Below are 15,974 nucleotides of genomic sequence, written 5' to 3' on the forward strand. Positions count from 1 at the left end.
GGATTCCCGGCCACCCCATGCCCGCCGCGGCTGGACTTCCAGCCGAAAAACCGCGGGAAAACCTGAGGGCGAGCCAGAAAACCCCATTCATTTCAACGACTTGCACCGCAAGGCCGGCGTGGCACACGCGTTGCTATTCCAGAGCGCATCCCCAAGACAGAGGACGGAGACAACCATGCGCCACATCCCCTTACACAGCCCTTCCACGCGGCCTCCCGCTTCGTTGCCTGAGCGCCCGCGTCCACACCCGCCTCTGCCCCTGCCCTGACATGCGCCGCAAGGCCAACGACCCCGCTTCGCCGGGTCGCGCCGCCGCATGTCCATCCCATGGCGGGCGCGCCCGGCCAGCCGCTTCCCGCTTTCCTTCCCTGCAACCAGAACCACAACGGAGACCGAGAGAATGACCGCAAGACCCGAGATCGAGACCCGCTTCGCCAAGGCGAAGGCACCACTGCGCATCAGCACCCTGCTGGCCGCCCTGATCCTTGCCGCCTGCGGCGGCGGAAGCGACGGGGGCGGTGGATTCATACCGCCCATCGCCGGCGGCGGTGGTGGCGGCAATCCCACGGACCCCGGCAACCCCGATCCGGCCACGCCACCGGCAGGGGCAACGCTGAAGGTCGGTGTGCTGTCGTCGCCGCCTCAGCTGGTGACCGGAGACGACGCACTCGTCGAGCTCGAGTTGTTGAGCGAGCAGTCACCCGGCAGCCTGTCGGTGACGGTCGACGGGCGTGATGTCACGGCCGCCTTCGCGCCCAATCCCGCGAACGGAAGGCTGGTGGGCAAGGTCACGGGACTGAAGACCGGTGCCAACGAGCTGGTCGCGAGCTACGGCGGCTACAAGGCAACGCTCGCATTGACGGCCTATCCGATCACCGGCCCCGTGATCTCGGGGCCGCACGAGGAGCCCTTCGTGTGTGGCTACGAGACTTTCACGCGCATGGGCGGCCAGAAGCTCAAGTCGCTCGACGACGGCAAGTGCTCGGTCGAGACGCGCGTGGACTACTACTACCGGACCACCGCGGGCACCAACACGCGCTTCGAGCCCGGCAGCCTGAGTGCCTATCCGGCCAACATCGCCTACCTCGCCATCGACGGCAAGCAGGTGCCGTACGTGATCCGGCTGGAGAGCGGCACCATCAACCGCGGCCTTTACCAGTCGGCGATCCTGCACGACGTGCTCAATGAGCCGCCCCCGTCTCCGACCTACCGTACCGCGGGCTGGAAGGGCGGACTGATCTATCCGCTCGGCGGCGGCTGCCAGGGCGGCTGGTTCCAGCAAGGCAACGACTTCGCCACGCTGATCAATCCGACCTACCAAAGCCGCGGGCTCGCGGTGACCACCTCCACGCTGAACGTCTTCGGCACGAACTGCAACGACCAGCTGTCGTCCGAGACCATCGCCATGGTCAAGGAGCGGTTCATCGAAAACTTCGGCACGCCCACCTACACCATCGGCACCGGTGGCTCGGGCGGCTCCTACCAGAGCCACCAGACCAGCGACAACTACCCCGGCCTCTTCGACGGCGTGGTGGTGAGCCAGGTGTTCGCCGACGTGACCTCTTCCACGATCTTCAAGTTGCACGACTCGCGCGTGCTCAACAACTACTTCAACGACCCGGCCACCGCGGCGCTGAACTACACCGCGGCCGAAAAGCAGGCGATCTCGGGCTACCTGCAGATCGGCAACATCTCCAACATGAGCGGACAGGCCGGGCGGCTCGATCCCACCGTGTCCTTCCCCGCTGGCGTGCCGGTGGAGAAGCGCTACAACGCCGCGACGAACCCGACGGGTGCGCGCGCCACGGTGTTCGACCACACGGTGAACGTCTACGGCAAGACCGCCGAAGGCTTCGCGCTGCGCCCGATCGACAACGTGGGCATCCAGTACGGCCTGAACGCGCTCAACGAGGGCAAGCTCGGCATCGACAAATTCATCGATCTCAACGAGCGCGCTGGCGGCGTGGACCGCGACATGAATCGCACCACGAAGCGCACCGTGGGCGACCTCGATGCGCTGACCCGCGCCTACCAGTCGGGGCGCATCGTCAATGGCGCGGGGGGACTGGCCTCCACCGCGATCATCGACCTGCGCGACTACAACGACGGCACGGTGGGCGGAGACATCCACACCAAGATCCACTCGTTCTCGATGCGGGAGCGGCTGCGCCGTGCCAACGGCAACATCGACAACCACGTGATGTGGACCAAGGGCGCGAGCAGCGCCGAGGCCTTCGATGCGATGGACGTCTGGCTGCGCGCCAGCAAGGCAGACCGCTCCGACCGTCCGCTTGCACAGAAGATCGCCGCCGCACGGCCGGCCGACCTGAAGGACGCGTGCTGGAACAACGGCCTGAAGTACACGGAAGAGCAGACCGCCTTCGGCGCGAGCGCGTGCAACACCTTCTATCCGGCCGGCACGACGCCGCGCATGGCCGCCGGCGGCCCGTTGACCGACGACATCGCCAAGTGCCAGCTCAAGCCGCTGAACCCCTCGGACTACCGCGTGTTCTTCACGCCCACGCAATGGGCCCGTCTGACTGCCGCCTTCCCCGATGGCGTGTGCGACTGGACCAAGCCCGGCGTGGGCCAGCAACCCTTGAGTGGCACCTGGCTGTCCTTCGGCCCCTCGCCGTTGAACCTGCTGTTCGACGTCACCAAGCAGATCACGCCGTCGATGCTCTGACATCGCCGACCTGACCCGCGAAGACCGCCGTCGATCTCGCGGCGGCGGTCCGACCGACCTCTTTTCTTTCCACCGGAGCCATTTCCTTGAACCGATCGATTTTCAAACGAAGCCTGGCCGTTCTTGCCGCGGTCACCGTGTCCCTGGGCGTGCACGCGCAGGACTTTCCCGGCGGCAAACCCATCACCATCGTCGTGCCCTTCGCCGCGGGCGGCCCCACCGACCGCGTGGCGCGCGACCTCGCCGAAGCGCTGCGCAAGCCGCTCGACGGCGCAACGATCGTGATCGACAACGCCGCCGGCGCGGGCAGCACCATCGGCAATGCGAAGGTCGCCCGCGCCAAGGCCGACGGCTACACGCTGCTGCTCACGCACGTCGGCATGGCCACGACCCCCGTGCTCTATCGCAAGCTGCCCTACAACTACGAGACCGACTTCGAGTACCTGGGCATGATCAACGACGTGCCGATGACCGTGATCGGTAAGCCGCAGCTCGAGGCCAACAGCTTCAAGGAACTGCGGGAGTGGATCGGCAAGAACGCCGGCAAGACCAATCTTGGCAACGCCGGCATCGGTTCGGCCTCGCACCTGTGCGGCCTGTTGTTGCAGAGCGAGCTCAAGGCGGAGATGACCACCGTGCCTTACAAGGGAACGGCACCGGCCATCGCAGACCTGCTCGGCGGCCAGATCGACCTGCTGTGCGATCAGACCACCAACACCACAGGCCAGATCGAAGCCAAGAAGGTCAAGGCCTATGCGGTCACGACGCTCAAGCGCCTGAGCACGCCGGCATTGAAGGATCTGCCCACGCTCGACGAGTCGGGCCTGAAGAGCTTCCAGGTCACGATCTGGCATGGGCTGTATGCGCCCAAGGGCACGCCGGCGCTGGTGCTCAAGAAGCTCAACGACGCATTGAAGGTCGCGCTCAAGGATGCGGAGTTCATCAAGAAGGAGGAAGGCCTGGGCGCGGTGGTCGTGACCGACAAGCGCGTGGAGCCGGCGGAACACAAGAAGTTCGTACAGGCCGAGGTCGCGCGTTTCGGCCCGGTCATCAAGGCTGCGGGCGTGTACGCGGATTGATGCACCTCGGTGATGCACGAGAGAACGCCGATGCAGGGTAATTCCGCCTCGGCGAATCGCGAGGCTCTGCGTACGATCGTCCGCTGTTTACGTATTCGCGCAGCCCTCCGCCCCTCACTCTCGTGTCAATGCTGCTTTCGGCAGGTCGCGCCGTGCTGAAGCTGTCCGCACCGTACCGCCATGGCTTCGCGGGCTCCCCCGACGATCTGCGAGACCAGGCCGTGCTTGCGCGCTTCAAGGGTACGACAACCACCTCGACCACCACCCGCTGGCGCCGCTGGACCGCGGTGGGTGCATGGCTGTGCCTGATCGCCGCGGGCGGTGCGCTGGCGTATCTGATCGGGGAGCGCACGGGCATCCGTGCACTGCAGCAAGGGACGTTGCACCGGCTCGACATCTATTCCACCAGCCTGCGCAGCGAACTCAGCCGCTACGAGTATCTGCCGCAGGTCGTTGCACTCAGCCCCGACGTGCTCGACCTGCTGCGCGCGCCGACCGACCGGACCCTGCAGCTCGAAGCGAACGTGTACCTCGAGACGGTCAATGCGCATGCGCAGGCCTCCGCGGTCTACGTGATGGACACCACGGGCCTCACGCTCGCCGCCAGCAACTGGAACCAGCCAGGCAGCAGCTTCGTGGACATGAACTTCTCCTACCGCCCGTACTTTAAGGACGCAGTGCGAGGCATGCCCGGACGTTTCTATGGCATCGGGACGGTCAGCCGCGAGCCCGGCTACTACTTCTCGCACGGCATCGTCGACGGAAACCGCCAACTCGGCGTGGCCACCGTCAAGGTCAACCTCGACAAGCTCGATGCCGCATGGTCACGCTCCACCGACAAGGTGCTGGCCATCGATGGGAACGGGGTCGTGTTCCTCGCGTCCGAATCGGCCTGGAAGTTCCGCGCCTTGCGTCCGTTGTCGAGCGAAACCCTTCAGCAGCTCGCGCAGACCAGGCAGTACACGGAAGCAGGCGCGCTGCGCCCCATCGACATGCGCGAACATCGACCGCTGTCGGGTGGCAACGCCATGGTGGTGCAGTTGAACGCCGATGGGCCGCGCCGGTCCGCGACGCAAGAGCCTTTCGGACCCGATTACCTGCTGGACAGCCGCCCCGTCGAAGGCACGGACTGGAAGCTGATCATCCTGTCAGACATGAAACCGGTGCACGCCATCGCGCGCACATCGGCCGCAGGCACGGCGTTCGCACTGGTGTTCCTCACGCTCCTGGTGCTGTACATCCAGCAGCGCCGACGCATCGTGCACCAACGGCTCGCAGCACGAGAGGCGCTCCAAGGCGCCTACGACGAGCTCGAGCAGATGGTGCGAGCCCGCACCGAAGCGCTGAGCCATGCCAACGAACACCTGCAGACGGAGATCACCGAGCGCCAGCGCGCCGAGGACATCCTCAAGAGCACGCTGGACGACCTGGTGCAGACCGGCAAGATGGCCGTGCTCGGCCAGATGTCCGCGGGCATCACGCACGAACTCAACCAGCCGCTTGCCGCGCTGCGCACGCTGTCCGCCAATGCGGTCGTCTTTCTCGAGCGCGGACACACCGACCAGGTCGATCTCAACCTTCGCACCATCTGCGACCTTACAGACCGCATGGGCCAGATCACCTCGCAGCTGAAGAAGTTTGCGCGACGGTCGACCGTCCAGCTGCAATCGGTGGCGCTGGCCGACACCGTCGCCGACGCGCTGTTTCTGCTCAGCCAGCGCATCCGCCAGGAGCGCGTCGCGTTGTCGCAGGAGATCGAACCCGGCCTGCATGCCCTGTGCGAAGGCAATCGGCTCGAACAGGTGCTGGTCAACCTGCTGGTGAACGCTTTCGACGCCACGGCCTCCGCGGGCGTCGATCCGCGCTGCGTGCGAGTGGTGGCGCGCAGTGCACCCGACGGTGTCGTGCTCGAAGTTCATGACAACGGTACCGGCATTGCGCCGGACGTCATGCCACGGCTGTTCGAGCCATTTTTCACCACCAAGGAGCAAGGCCTCGGATTGGGCCTCGGCCTGGCCATCTCCGCCGGCATCGTTCGCGACTTCGGTGGACTGCTGCGCGCCGCTCGCAGCGATCTCGGCGGGGCGGTCTTCTCCGTCACGTTGCGAAAAGCAGAGGAACGGACACTTCATGATTGAAACGCGCAACCTCGAAGTTCTCTACGTCGAAGACGATCCGCCCGTGCGCTTGGGCAGCACGCAGGCGCTACAGCTCGCCGGCATTCGCGTCACCGGCTTCGGTTCGGCCGAACAGGTACTTCAGAAGCTGACACCGGGCTTTGCGGGCGTGCTGGTCACGGACGTCAAGCTGCCGGGCATCGACGGCCTGGCGCTGCTTTCACACGCCCTGAAGCTTGATCCGAGCCTGCCTGTGATCCTCGTGACTGGCCATGGCGACATCACGATGGCGGTGCAGGCGATGCGCCTGGGGGCGTACGATTTCCTCGAGAAACCTTTCTCTCCCGACCAGCTGACCGAAGTTGTCCAGCGCGCGCTGGACAAGCGCGCGTTGAGCCTGGAAGTCGAACATCTGCGGCGCAGGATCGCGGGTTTTGAATCGATCGAGGCGAAGCTCATCGGTCGCTCCTCGGCCATGCACAGGTTGCGACGCCTGGTGCTGGACGTGGCCAACTCCGATGCCGACGTCCTGATTCTCGGAGAGACCGGAACGGGCAAGGAACTCGTGGCGCGTTGCCTGCACGATTGCAGTCGGCGCAAGGAAGGCAACTTTGCGGCCATCAACTGCGGCGGCATGCCCGAGGCGTTGTTCGAAAGCGAGATGTTCGGCCACGAGGCAGGCGCCTTCACCGGCGCTGCGAAGCGGCGCATCGGGAAGATCGAACACGCGCGCGGCGGGACGCTGTTTCTCGACGAGATCGAGACGATGCCGATGAACCTGCAGGTCAAGATGCTGCGGTCCCTCCAGGAGCGCCAGTTCGAGCGCCTGGGGTCGAACGAACTGCGACCGATGGACAGCCGGGTCATCGCCGCGACCAAGGCCGACCTGCTGGCCGCAGCGCGCGAAGGCAAGTTCCGCGACGACCTCTACTACCGCCTGGGCGTCGTGGTCTTGAATCTTCCGCCGCTGCGCGAAAGACGCGAGGACATTCCGCTACTGTTCACCCACTTCGCCATGCAGGCCGCGCTGCGCCATGAGCGAGAGCTGCCGGTCGTGGCACCCCACCATCTCGATGCGCTCATGGCGCATGCCTGGCCCGGCAACGTGCGGGAGTTGCGCAACATCGCAGATCGCTTCGTGCTCGGACTGTGGGACGGCAACGAGGCCGCGCGCGGCATGACGCAAGGCGAACGTTCGCTCGATGAGCAGATGGCCCGGTTCGAACGCTACCTGATCCACGAGGCGCTCGAGGCGTGCAACGGCTCGGCCGCGGCCGCGGCAGAGCGGCTGGGCGTGCCACGCAAAACCTTGTACGACAAAATGCGTCGATTGGGCCCTCATGAGCCGATCGAGGCGCGCAGAGCCTGAGTGCGCCACGGCCTGACGGCCGGGGCGCGGGCGCGGCAGCTTCATCTTCTTGAATCGTCAGCATTGCTGCGACCACGAGCGGAAAGCGGCCGGAAAGCCGGACGTTTCGCCCGCACCACCAGGCCACAGCCCCGCTTCGCCGTTGGGCTTGATGTGAGCGAATGCCATCACGCCTTGCTTCACTGACAATCGCGGCATGAGCAACGCCAGCGAAGCCTTCGTCCTCGATCCAAAAAAGACGCGAGACCTCGCGCACCTTCTGTTGGATGCCAAGGGTCAGCTTCTGGTTCGCGATGCCCGCGAGCTTGCGCAGACCACGGCCGAAGAACGGCTGTTGTTTGGGGTACGTCATGGCATCTACGGCTTGCCTACAACGGAACTTCTGAAGTTTCTGCGCGCGCGTCTTGCCGGCCGCAGCGCGATAGAGATCGGTGCGGGTCATGGGATGCTGGCTCAGGCGCTCTCCATCCCCGCCACCGACAACCGCCAGCAGGAAGACCCGACGATCGGCGCGTACTATCAATCGATCGGTCAGCCGACGATTCGCTATGGGAATCACGTCGAAAAACTTGATGCCGAGCGTGCGGTCGCCACGTACCGGCCGCAGGTGGTCATCGCCTGCTGGGTCACGCACCGCTTCGATGAAGCCGCTCCCCAACGAGGGGGGAGCGTCACAGGCGTGGACGAGGCTGCCATCCTCCGAAATTGTGAAGAGTACATCTTCATCGGCAACGAACAGGTACATCGGTGCAAACCCATCTTGTCGCTTCCGCACGAGAAGATCACGCCGCCCTGGCTGTACTCCCGCGCGCTCAACGGAAGCCCGGATTTCATCGCCATCTGGCGCAACACGTCGCCGTCCATCCCGGCAATGGGCTGAAGCAAGGCGCAATACGGCCCCGGCGAGGCGGCGGCCAGCCATCCGCGCGGGGTGTGTTTGCCCTGAGCAGCGACGGTTCAGTTCAAGGTGCCCAGGTAGGCCGCGATGTCGCGCGCATCCTGCTCTGCCACGCCCATCTCAGGCATGGCCGTGAGCGGATCGATTTCGCGCGTGTGGCGCAGCCAGCGCACCATGTTCTCGGGCGTGTTGGCGAGCCGGCCCGCGATCAGGCCGCGCTGGCCGATGCCGGCCAGCGGCGGGCCGACGTTCGGCTGCGAGCTCGTGACGCCGGGGATCGCATGGCAAGCATTGCAGGCGTACTGCGTCAGCGCGGTGCGCCCGCGAAATGCATCGCCTGGCCGCGTCGCGGGACGGCTGGCCAACGCATTGCAGCCGATCGGTGCACCTGTCGCCCCGCTGCGCGGCGTGCCGGGCACCGGCTCGAAGGCCGTGGCCTGCGCATAGGCCCGCGGCGTCATGTCGGGCAGCCGCTCGACGAAGGCCACCACGGCCCACAGCTCCTCGTCGGAGAGCCGGTATTCCCACGCCGGCATGCCGCTCATCTTGATGCCGTTGCGCGTGAGCCAGTAGAGCTCGCGCGCGCTCCAGCGCTGGCGCGCGTCGACCAGCGGGCCGGGCAGCGGCTGCATGCTCTTGCCGATGTCGTCCTGCGCCACGCCCGGCGCGCCATGGCATTGCACGCAGCGCGCGCGATAGCAGGCGGCGCCCTGCGCGAGCTGCCGCGCATCGCCCAGCGGTGGCGCCTCGATGCCGCGCGCGCGCCAGCGCACCGACTGGCGCATCGCGGTCTCGAGCAGCGAATACACGGGTTGCGTGTGCTGCACGTTCGAGGCCACGTCGTAGACGCCGCCCCATACCATGACCGCCGCGCCGATTGCGGCGCCGCCGGCCAGCGCGGCCAGGGTCAGCGCGACGGTCTTGGGCGCATTCATGTGGCGGCATTGTCCGACGCGGGTGCGGGCCGCTCTGTCGGCGCAAACCGCGTCCGCCCCAGCAAGAATCGGCCATGCCCCATGCGTCGCCCGCCTGCCCGCCGCCTCGCGCACGCCGCGGCCGCGCCGCGCTGGCCGCGCTATCGGTGGCGGCCGTCGGGCTCGCGGGCGGCTGCGAACTCTCGGGCCGCGGCCTGCCCGCGTTCGGGCCCACGCCGCTGCCTCACGGCGATGCGCCCGCGGCCCAACTCGAACGCGGGCGCGAACTGCTCGCGCAATACCAGTGCGGCAGCTGCCATGCGATCCCGAAGGTGCCGGCCGCGCGCGCCAGCCTCGCGCCGCCACTCGATGCTTTCGGGCGCCGAAGCTACATCGCGGGCCACCTGCCGAACCGGCCCGAGACGCTCGCGCGCTGGATCGAGGCACCGGCCGCGCTGGTGCCCGGCACCGCGATGCCGTCGATGGGCGTATCGCCGCGCGACGCGCGCGACATGGCGGCCTACCTGCTGGCGCTCGAATGAGCCGTTCCGCCACCGCGCCGCCCTCGCCTTCGGCCTTCGATGCCGCGGGACCGGTGGCCGACATGCTGCTCGAGGTCAGCTGGGTGCTGATCGGCGGCACCGCCGCGATCTTCGTGCTCGTGATGGCGCTGCTCGCGCTCGCGGTGCGCCGCGCGCGCCGGAACGCACCGCGTGCGATGCCGCGCGCGCAGGCCCGGTGGTGGCTCTATGGCGGCGGCCTCGCGTTTCCGGCCGTGGTGCTGGTCGCATTGTTCTTCTACGACGAGCGCCATCGCCCCGCGTGGCGCCCGGTGCCACCGGCCGATGCGCTGGTGATCGGCATCACGGGCCACATGTGGTGGTGGGAGGTGCGCTACCGCGACCCGGCCAGCGGTGCCGAGATCCGCACCGCGAACGAGGTGCGCATACCCGCGGGCCGGCCGGTGTACTTCGGCCTCACGAGCGCCGACGTGATCCATAGCTTCTGGGTGCCCGCGCTCGGCGGCAAGATGGACATGCTGCCGGGCCGCGTACAGCACCTGCTGCTGCAGGCCGACGGGCCCGGCGCCTGGCGCGGCCAATGCGCCGAGTACTGTGGCGAGCAGCACGCGCGCATGGCGCTGCACGTGGTGGCCGAGGAACCCGCGGCCTTCGATGCCTGGCTCGCGGCGCAGGCGCGGCCGGCTGGCACCGACCTGACGGCCGACCTCGCGCGCGGGCGCGACGCCTTCCTCGCGAACCGCTGCAACGCCTGCCACACGGTGCGCGGCGTGAGCGAGGAGAGCCGGCTCGGCCCCGACCTCACGCACGTCGGCAGCCGGCTCTACCTCGGCGCCGGCACCGTGCCCAACACGCCCGACCAGCTCGCGGCCTGGGTCGCGCACACGCAGCAGGCCAAGCCGGGCGCGCGCATGCCTTCCTCCCACGAACGGATCGACGATCCGACGCTGCAATCGATCGCGCGCTGGCTCGCGCAGCTGCAATGAGCACCGCCATGAACGCCCCCCTGGACCCGGTGGCCAACGCGCCGCAACCCGAAGCCGGGCGCGACGCGCTCGAGCGCGCCTGGCGCCCGCCCTCGGGCTGGCGCCGGCTCTCGGCCGTCAACAACACGCAGATCGGCGTGTTCTACATCGCGACCGCGATGCTGTTCTTCGTGCTCGCCGGCGTGCTCGCGCTGGTGATGCGCGCGCAGCTCGCCGTGCCCGACAACGACCTGATCGACCCCAGGACCTACAACCAGCTCTTCACCATGCACGGCACGGTGATGATGTTCCTGTTCGCGGTGCCGATCGTCGAGGCGATCGCGGTCTACCTGCTGCCGGGCATGCTGGGCGCGCGCGACCTGCCCTTTCCGCGCCTGTCGGCCTATGCGTTCTGGGCCTATGCGATCGGCGGCCTGGTGTTCTTCGGCACGCTGTTCTTCGGCGAGGCGCCCGATGGCGGCTGGTTCATGTACCCACCGCTCACCGGCAAGGAGTTCTCGCCGGGGCGCGGCGCCGACTGGTGGCTGCTGGGCATCGGCTTCATCGAGATCTCGGCGATCGCGGGCGCGATCGAGCTGATCATCGGCATCCTGTTCACGCGCGCGCCGGGCATGACGCTCGCGCGCATGCCGATCTTCGCGTGGGCGATGCTGGTCAGCGCGCTGATGATCGTGTTTGCGTTCCCGGCCGTGATCGCGGCCACGCTGCTGCTCGAGATGGAGCGCGCCTTTGACTGGCCCTTCTTCATCGCCGCGCGCGGCGGCGATCCCGTGCTGTGGCAGCACCTGTTCTGGTTCTTCGGCCACCCCGAGGTCTACATCATCTTCCTGCCGGCCGCTGGCCTGGTCTCGATGATGGCCGCCACGCTCGCGGGCACGCCGCTGGTGGGCCACCGCGCGGTGGTGATCGCGCTGATGGCCGTGGGCGCCCTGAGCTTCCTGCTGTGGGTGCACCACATGTTCACGGCCGGCCTGGGGACCTGGTCGCTGCGGCTGGTGTCGGCCGCGAGCTTCGCGGTGGCGCTGCCCAGCGGCCTGCAGGTGTTCTCGTGGATCGCCACCTTCTGGAGCGGCCGCATCCGGCTCGACACGCCCACCCTGTTCCTGCTGGGCTTCCACTTCATCTTCGTGCTGGGCGGACTCACCGGCGTGATGGTGGCGGTGCTGCCCTTCGACTGGCAGGCGCACGACAGCTACTTCATCGTCGCGCACCTGCACTACGTGCTGATCGGCGGCATGGTGTTCCCGGTGTTCGCGGGCCTCTACCACTGGGCGCCGCTGTTCAACGGCCACCGGCTCTCGGAACGGTGCGGGCGCTGGGCCTTCGGCCTGATATTCGGCGGCTTCAACCTCGCCTTCTTCCCGATGCACATCGCGGGCCTGATGGGCATGCCGCGGCGCGTCTACACCTACCCGGGCGACCTCGGATGGAACGCGCTCAACCTGCTGTCGACCATCGGCGCCTTCGTGTTCGCCGCGGGCGTGCTGCTGTTCGTCGTCGACGTGGCGCGCACGCTGCGCAAGCCCGGGCGCGAACACGGCAACCCCTGGAACGCGGGCACGCTCGAATGGCTGCCCGCGCGCGAGTACGCGGTGCGCAGCATTCCCGAGATCGCCTCGCGCTATCCGCTGTGGCGCCGTCCCGCGCTGGCGCGCGAGGTCGAGGAAGGCCGCCACTGGCTGCCGGGCACGGTCTTCGGCGGCCGCGAGACGCTGGTCACGAGCCCGCGCGATGCGCGGCCGCTGCACCTGCTGCGCCTGCCCACCGACGGCTGGTCGCCGCTGGTGGCGGCCGCGGGCACGGCCGGCTTCTTCCTGCTGCTGACGGTCGAGCAGGTGCTGCTCGCGGGGCTGTGCGGCGTGCTCGCGGTGGGGGTCATCGTGTTCTGGCTCTGGGGGGCGGACAGCCCGCCGCCCGTGTCCACGGCCGATGTGGGGCATGGCCGACGGCTGCCGGTCGGCGCGGTCGGCCGCGCCTCGCACTCATGGTGGGGCATGGTGGTGCTGGTCGCGGTCGACATGAGCATCTTTGCCTCGCTGCTGTGGGCACACGTGCATGTGTCGATGGCAGCCGAAATCTGCCCGCCGGCCGGTGCCGCGTTGCCGGCGTTGCGCTGGCCCGCCGCGGCCGTGCTGCTGATGCTCGCGGGCTCGCTCGCGCTGGTGTTCGCGACGCGCGGCCTGCGCCATGACGACGCAGCGCGACAACGTGGCCTGCGTTGGCTGGTCATGCTCGCGATGGCCTGTGCGGCCGCGGGCTTCGGCGTCGACCTCTGGAGCCATGCGCAAACCGGCCTCGATCCGCGCGCGCAGGCATGGAGCGCGGGCGTGGCGATGCTGCTGGGCTACCAGGGCTTCCACCTCGCGGTGCTGCTGTTGATGGGAGGCTATGTGCTCGCGCGCTCGTGGAGCGGCCGGCTTCGCACCGATGCGCGCGCGACGATCGACAACACGCAGCCGCTGTGGCATGGCGCGAGCGCGCAGACGGCGATCGGCGCGCTCGCGGTGCAATGGATGCCGCTGCTCGCGACGTGAAGCAGCGCAGCAACGGTCCGCATCGATGTGGATCGGCTCGCGCGAGGAATGCGGAATCTCTGCCGCGCCGCGCTTCCTGTGTAACCACTCTGCGTTGAGCCAGGGACGTCTGAGCGTCGAAACCCTACCCATACTTGATCGAGTCGTCTTGATTCGATATGATTTACTTATGACTCAATCTGCATCGACCAAGGTGATCACGGCCCACGTGTCGACTGAACTCGCAGACCAGATCGACGGCTACGCTGCGGAACTCGATCGATCGCGCGCGTGGGTGGTCAAACAGGCGCTTTCGGCATGGGTCGAGCAGGAGAACGAGCGCCGGCGCCTCACCTTGGAAGGTCTTGCCGACATCAGAGCAGGACGCACCGTGGAGCATGGTGAGGTTCATCGGTGGGCGCAATCCTTGGGGACTGCCCAGCCGTTGCCTGTTCCGAAATCCAGGTAATGGAAGTCCGTTGGACCTCGAAGGCGTTGTCCGACCTCCAGCGCCTGCATGAATTTCTCGAGCCGGCCAACCCGGACGCCGCAGCGCGCACGGTGCAGATGCTCGCAGCGGCGCCGGCTACCCTGCTGGCGAATCCTCGCATCGGCCGTCTGCTCGAAGGCTTTCAGCCGCACGAAGTCCGACGCCTGCTGGTGGGAACTTACGAACTCCGCTACCACATTGATGCGGACACGATCTACATCGTTCGCATGTTTCATACACGCGAAGATCGCTAGCCTCCAAATTGCCGGCATATCCCAAGCAGCGGACTTGCCCGCCGAAATCGAACTGACGGCAGGTGCGCGCTGGAAGACTCGTATCTCACGGAGGAGATTGCCTCCACGGTATGACTCGTTGGCCTGCAAAAAACTTGACGGGTTGTACGAAAAAAACCGGCCCATCTTTGTCCACCGGCTGGACATCCAGAGGTGACCGATGAGGAACTCGAAGCCGCCTTCACGAATGCTGCCGAGCGACTGCATGCCCTCCGCATCATGTGCACGCTACCTTTCGACGACGACAAGCTACGGGCATGAGGTGCAGAGCGATCCCCTCCGAGGTACAACCTGAAATCCCGGCAACATCCCCTATGTGTCCGATGGATGGGCATGCGCTGAGCGCGCAGTCTCAGAGGCGAAGGAGTCCGACAGAGTCCATCTAGGTGCCATAGACCAGACGTTGCCTGGCGCTCGACAAAAATACCCGCGCGGGGGAGCCCGGCGGGCGAAGTGCAGCCGAGGCTGCTTGAGGAGACGACCTGAAGTTACAAGGCCGACTCTCTCGCTGTCAAGCAGCGAGCGATGCAAATCCCCACAAAATCCCCACAGGAAATGCATGCAGACAATGCTGTATTTGGGCTTGAAGTCCGGCCAGCTCGGTGCATTGCGCGGTCGTCCGCCAGAGGCAGGGTGATGCGAACTCGCTACCCGTTCCGGGACCATTGCTGTGCGCCTCAATGGTTCCTCCGTGAAGCTGAGCCACGCTTCGAGCCACGGCCAAACCTATGCCAAGCCCTCCTTCCGAGCGGTGCCGAGTGGCATCGATCTGGGAGAACAGGTCGAAGATGTCTGCGAGACGGTTGGCGGGAATGCCTGCCCCGTTGTCTTTGACCTTTATGACCGCGGCTCTTCCTTCAACGCTGATGCTCGCTACGAGCTTGCCAGTTGTGGGCGTGTATTTCGATGCGTTGAGAAGCAGGTTGGAAACCGCTTGCACCAACCGGCGCACGTCACCCCGGACCATGACACTCTCATGGGGCAAATGCTTCTTGTAGGTCTGCGATCGTGACTCGATCGAATTTCTAGCCATGTCTGATGCCAGCTCGACGACCTGTCTTAGGTCGCACAGCGTCATGCCAAGCTTGAGATCACCGCGCGCGATCTCTCCGAGATCGCTGAGGTCGGTGATAAGCGCCTCCTGATGCGTGATCTGCCGGTCAATCATGTCGAGAGCGCTGGTCACGTCGTCCTTGCCTGGCGCCATGCGAGCCAGCCGGACGGCGAGACGCATGGGCGAAAGAGCATTGCGTAGTTCGTGCGCGAGGATGGCCATGAACTCGTCCTTCCGCCGAGCCGCATTTCCCGCAGCAGTCCGAGCCCGAACTTCATGGGAGATGTCTCGAAACAAGAGTGCAACCTGCCATTCGATGGGGCGGCCTACCCGGAACGCGAACACGTCATACCAGCGGTCCAGTGCCTCTGCCTGATGCTCGAATCTGGTCGGCACCCCGGTTTGCGCGACGCGTCCGTAGGTCTCGGCCCAGAACGGTTCGTTTGCCGGCGCGAGCTCGTACATCCGCCTTCCGATTGCCTGGCGCAGCCCGGTCTCCGTCTCGAATCTCCGATTCACTTCCAAGAACGTGTAGTCGACCCCCACTCCCTGGTCGTTGAAGATCGGTCGAATGACACAGAACCCTTCGTCGATGAAGTCGGCCAGAGTTCGGTACTTGGACGGCGCATCCTATTCGAGAGGCAGCGAATCGGCTGGGTGTCCGCTTCCGGCCCGCGGTGGCTCGACCTGTGGACTTGGATTCATTGCTTCTCCTGGACAGTAACGTTCAGCAGCCTCGACGCCGACGTCCAGGGCTGCAAGCAAAGCCCATGCAAAACCCGCATGTTACGCTGGACCGCTATAGCGTAGGCGCCGCGCAGCACGCGCAGCACGCGCAGCACGCGCAGAGTGTCGGCGCGGTCGACCGGCGGGCCGACACCGTCGGAGTGTCGTCCAGACCCTGGCAGCGATGGTCTCTCTCCCGCCGAATCTGAAAATTGTTTCTCTGCGTATCAGCGTGGCGTCCCTGCGAGAGGTATTCCGCTTCTCCAGAACTTTGAAGACGCGGGAGACCCATGAAAGCTTCGATCCGCCTCGCGCGCCAACCCTGGAT

General features: G+C 66.5%; 12 protein-coding genes. 10 read left to right on the plus strand and 2 right to left on the minus strand.

The annotated features are described in order from the left end of the window. Window positions 1-400 precede the first annotated feature (400 nt). The 5 genes from ACODT0_RS40640 (at window position 401) to ACODT0_RS40660 (ending at window position 8,131) form a co-directional block, all read left to right on the plus strand. Window positions 401-2,686 (plus strand): DUF6351 family protein, encoded by a 2,286-nt coding sequence (locus ACODT0_RS40640; protein ID WP_261218005.1) that lies wholly within the window; start codon window positions 401-403, stop codon window positions 2,684-2,686. Window positions 2,687-2,772: 86 nt separating this feature from the next. Further along, the gene (locus ACODT0_RS40645) at window positions 2,773-3,765 is read left to right on the plus strand and encodes a tripartite tricarboxylate transporter substrate-binding protein (RefSeq protein ID WP_261218012.1); all 993 of its coding nucleotides are present in this window, start codon (window positions 2,773-2,775) and stop codon (window positions 3,763-3,765) included. 152 nt (window positions 3,766-3,917) lie between these two features. Continuing rightward, complete coding sequence (locus tag ACODT0_RS40650) at window positions 3,918-5,903, plus strand: sensor histidine kinase (RefSeq protein ID WP_261218014.1); 1,986 nt, start codon at window positions 3,918-3,920, stop codon at window positions 5,901-5,903. Continuing rightward, window positions 5,896-7,251: a sigma-54-dependent transcriptional regulator gene (locus tag ACODT0_RS40655; protein WP_261218016.1), complete on the plus strand. Its 1,356-nt coding sequence runs from the start codon at window positions 5,896-5,898 to the stop codon at window positions 7,249-7,251. Before ACODT0_RS40650 ends, ACODT0_RS40655 begins: the two co-directional genes overlap by 8 nt. Window positions 7,252-7,447: 196 nt before the next feature. Further along, a complete protein-coding gene (locus tag ACODT0_RS40660) occupies window positions 7,448-8,131 on the plus strand; it encodes a hypothetical protein (protein WP_479668654.1) in 684 nt (227 codons plus the stop codon). Window positions 8,132-8,208: 77 nt separating this feature from the next. Here ACODT0_RS40660 and ACODT0_RS40665 read toward each other — a convergent pair whose 3' ends face one another. Next, entirely contained in the window at window positions 8,209-9,084 is an 876-nt protein-coding gene (locus ACODT0_RS40665) for a c-type cytochrome (protein ID WP_479668655.1), read from the minus strand. 74 nt (window positions 9,085-9,158) lie between these two features. Here ACODT0_RS40665 and ACODT0_RS40670 point away from each other — a divergent pair, with 74 nt between their 5' ends. Genes ACODT0_RS40670 through ACODT0_RS40690 form a run of 5 tightly spaced genes read left to right on the plus strand, consistent with a single transcriptional unit; the run spans window position 9,159 to window position 13,827 of the window. Beyond that, on the plus strand, window positions 9,159-9,605 hold the full coding sequence (locus ACODT0_RS40670) for a c-type cytochrome (RefSeq protein ID WP_479668656.1): 447 nt from the start codon (window positions 9,159-9,161) through the stop codon (window positions 9,603-9,605). Next, complete coding sequence (gene coxB / locus ACODT0_RS40675) at window positions 9,602-10,570, plus strand: cytochrome c oxidase subunit II (protein ID WP_296733232.1); 969 nt, start codon at window positions 9,602-9,604, stop codon at window positions 10,568-10,570. The genes ACODT0_RS40670 and coxB overlap by 4 nt, the downstream gene beginning before the upstream one ends. A gap of 8 nt (window positions 10,571-10,578) precedes the next feature. Beyond that, on the plus strand, window positions 10,579-13,104 hold the full coding sequence (gene ctaD, locus ACODT0_RS40680) for a cytochrome c oxidase subunit I (RefSeq protein WP_489043889.1): 2,526 nt from the start codon (window positions 10,579-10,581) through the stop codon (window positions 13,102-13,104). A gap of 25 nt (window positions 13,105-13,129) precedes the next feature. Beyond that, window positions 13,130-13,552 carry a CopG family ribbon-helix-helix protein gene (locus ACODT0_RS40685; protein WP_412179427.1) on the plus strand — a complete coding sequence of 141 codons (423 nt, stop codon included), beginning with the start codon at window positions 13,130-13,132 and terminating at the stop codon, window positions 13,550-13,552. Further along, window positions 13,552-13,827, plus strand: coding sequence for a type II toxin-antitoxin system RelE/ParE family toxin (locus ACODT0_RS40690; RefSeq protein WP_057597131.1), 276 nt, complete (start codon window positions 13,552-13,554; stop codon window positions 13,825-13,827). The genes ACODT0_RS40685 and ACODT0_RS40690 overlap by 1 nt, the downstream gene beginning before the upstream one ends. 550 nt (window positions 13,828-14,377) lie before the next feature. Here ACODT0_RS40690 and ACODT0_RS40695 read toward each other — a convergent pair. Continuing rightward, complete coding sequence (locus tag ACODT0_RS40695) at window positions 14,378-15,466, minus strand: sensor histidine kinase (protein WP_489043890.1); 1,089 nt, start codon at window positions 15,464-15,466, stop codon at window positions 14,378-14,380. Window positions 15,467-15,974: the final 508 nt, after the last annotated feature.

The organism is Variovorax sp. FG153 (genome assembly GCF_057809595.1).